This is a genomic window from Dyadobacter sp. Leaf189, from assembly GCF_001424405.1.
Classification (GTDB): Bacteria; Bacteroidota; Bacteroidia; order Cytophagales; family Spirosomataceae; genus Dyadobacter.
This window is the reverse complement of sequence record NZ_LMPS01000011.1, coordinates 1-3166: the sequence shown is the minus strand read 5'-3', so window position 1 is coordinate 3166 and position 3166 is coordinate 1. Positions and strand designations below refer to the sequence as shown.

The 3166-nt window shown below is 45.1% G+C and carries 2 protein-coding genes and 1 pseudogene; all 3 read left to right on the top strand.

Annotated features, from left to right (window positions below):
- Positions 1-317 precede the first annotated feature (317 nt).
- Positions 318-680 (top strand): transposase family protein, encoded by a 363-nt coding sequence (locus tag ASG33_RS25430; RefSeq protein WP_056292414.1) that lies wholly within the window; start codon positions 318-320, stop codon positions 678-680.
- A gap of 10 nt (positions 681-690) precedes the next feature.
- Positions 691-1644 carry a transposase gene (locus tag ASG33_RS25425; RefSeq protein ID WP_157474970.1) on the top strand — a complete coding sequence of 318 codons (954 nt, stop codon included), beginning with the start codon at positions 691-693 and terminating at the stop codon, positions 1642-1644.
- A 33-nt stretch (positions 1645-1677) separates the two neighbouring features.
- Positions 1678-2821: pseudogene (locus ASG33_RS26145) on the top strand (IS3 family transposase); the annotation flags it as partial.
- Positions 2822-3166 lie beyond the last annotated feature (345 nt).

Sequence of the window (3166 nt, the reverse complement as noted above, 5' to 3'; positions counted from 1 at the left end):
AACCGCCGATGATACTTGGATCAAACCTGGTAAAGTAGGTAGTCGCCACAATACCATAGCAATTAAAAGCCCCGCAGAAATGTGGGGCTTTTTTTGTGTTGCTTGTGTCCGGTCCTGAAATAAGTTGACACAAATTTGACTTATAATGGGAAGCGATTCATTTTCAGTAAAAAGGCGTAGCCAACGTGATTATAATTTGGGCTTTAAACTGTCTTTGATCAGCCAGATAGAAAAGGGCGAAATGACGGATCAAGACAAAAACTTGTGGAGCGCATAGGATTTTTCTAGGTTTGTGTTTTTAATCAACCTAGTTTGTTTTGGAGAGTTTCCTGCCTATCATTCAGTTTTTACTACCAGAGTTTATCCTCGAAAATTTTGAATTAACCTCCATCGACCGGCAGGACGGTGTATTTCATGTGCATATCGACGAGAAGAATGCGGATGAGAATGACCCGGAAAGGAAGAGCCTGCTTTCCAAGGGCTTCTTTCCGACAATTACTGTTCAGGATTTCCCAATTCGGGGCCATAAGGTCTTTCTTCACATCAAGCGGCGCAGGTGGCTCAATACCAAAACAGGAAAAGTGGTTTACAGAGATTGGACGGAAGTAGGTAAAGGAACACGAATAACTAGTGAATTCGCGGCTTTTTTAAAAGATATCAGTCGATACCAACCCGAGTAGTGCCTGGGCCATTAGAAGGTTCTATGGAGTTAGTGGCAGGGATTTACTACGACAATATCGTGATTTTCAGAGTGGATTTAAGGATTGGAGCCAACGCGGCCACGCTAAGAAGTGGCTGTTGTTTCCTCAGAATCTAGGGTCTCATTTATCTATTGACGAGACCAGTCTTTCACATGGCGAGTTGTACACTATTCTCACTAATAAATCTGCCAAAGGCGGCAAAGGGAGCATTATAGCCATTGTAGCAGGCACCAAGGCCGAGACAGTTATCGAAGTCATCCGAAAAATCCCAGAGGCACTACGCAAAAAGGTGTCTGAAATTACGCTTGACATGGCTGGCAGCATGTCAATGATCGCTAAGAGATGTTTTCCACGGGCAACACGCGTCACCGACCGTTTTCACGTGCAAAGGTTAGCTATTGAAGCCTTGCAAGAGATCCGCATCAAACATCGCTGGCAATCGCTAGATCAAGAAAATGACGCTATCGAGCAGGCTAAAACGTCTCAAAATGAATATCATCCGGAAATATTATCCAATGGCGACACCGTAAAACAACTCCTAGCTCGGAGCCGATATGCGCTGTACAAAAAGCCCAATATCTGGACTGAAAGCCAGCGAGAGAGGGCGCTACTTCTGTTTGAGCGCTTTCCAGACCTTAAACGCGCATACGAGCTGTCGCTAGAATTAAGCAACATCTTCACAAACACGACCGAAAAGATTTACGGACTCACTAGACTGGCCAAATGGCATGAAAAGGTCCGGCAGTCCGGCTTCAAATCGTTTAACACTGTCGCCCGCTCGATCCAGAACCACTACAAGACGATCGTCAACTATTTTGATAACCGAAGCACGAATGCCTCGGCCGAATCTTTCAACGCGAAGATCAAGGCATTCAGGGCGCAGTTCCGGGGTGTTCGGAATGTCGAGTTCTTCCTTTACCGGCTTACTCAATTATATGCTTAATCCTATGCGCTCCACAACTTTTTGTCTTGATCCGAAATGACATACAAGCAAGCTCAGCGGATTTATGGTATCCAGGGCAGAAGTACGGTTTTGGTCTGGTTGCGCAAACATGGTAATTTGGATTGGAGAAAACCAAACTTGCCGAAAATGCCTTCAGCTAAAGAAACGCCAGCGCAACAGATCAAGCGGTTACAGAAAGAACTAGAAGATGAGCGTCTAAAAAACTTGATTCTCAATGAGATGGTTGACCGTTTCGACGGAGAATACAACGCTGGCCTACAAAAAAAGTATTTACCCAAACAGTCCAAAAGCTCCGAGGGCAAGGTAAAGTAAGCCTATCGCGAAGTTGTAGATTGTTTGGGATAAGCCGACAGGCACTTTATCAAAGAGAAGTACGGAAAGTCAGCAGAGCCACAGCGTTGCAGCCAGTTAAGGCGATGGTGCAAGACATCCGTAGGCAGATGCCCAGATTGGGCACCCGAAAGCTTTATTACCTGATGGAGGCCGATTTACGGCAAAAACAAATCAAGCTTGGCCGAGATGGACTTTTTGATTTGCTAAGAGCAGAATATTTACTAATACGACCCTTAAAAAATACACGAAGACCACCAATTCGAAACATTGGCTAAGGAAATACCCTAATCTGATGAAGAATTGCAAACCCGACCGCCCAGAACAATATTTCGTAAGCGATATCACTTATGTAAAAAGCAGAGAATCGGTTCACTACTTGTTATTGGTCGCAGATGCTTACATTAGAAGAGTAATGGGCTACCACCTGAGCGCAGATATGACATCGGAAAGTGTGGTAAAAGCCCTTAAACAGGCAATCAAATGCAGAATGTATACYAATCAAACGATCCATCATTCAGATCGGGGCCTTCAATACTGCTCAATGATCTACCAAAAGGTACTYAGCACAGGAAATATTGTCCCTTCTATGACAGATGGYTATGATTGTTATCAGAATGCGCTGGCGGAAAGGATCAATGGGATACTTAAACAAGAATTCTTGATTAACAAGTGTAAGACAAAGAAAGAGTTAGAGTTGCTTTTAAAAGAATCTGTTGAGATTTACAACGATAAAAGACCTCATCTAAGCTTAAATATGATGACACCCAATGCAGTGCACAAAAAAGCCTCGGAGAAAATCTCCAAGGCTAGTAACTTTATCTAAAACCGTCAACTTATTTCAGGACGGCACAGGTGTTCACCTACTCGCCGGCTGCGAGCCCCGGTCGAGCGCGACGCCGACCCGAGCAGAGAAGTTAAGCGGGGCTACCTAAGTCGGGAGCGCCAAGGTTGTTGGCAACCCCCGCAAGAACCGCCGATGATACTTGGCCTACGCGGCGCGGATCAAACCTACGCTGTCCGACCTGGTAAAGTAGGCGGGGCGCGTAGCCTGGTCGCCACAATACCAACACAAAGAGGGTGTCTCAATTTAAAACCGTGGCACCCTCTTTCGTTTGAATTATTCGGGCAGAAAATTATCGGTCGATATCCTTCATCAAAAGCTAAAAGG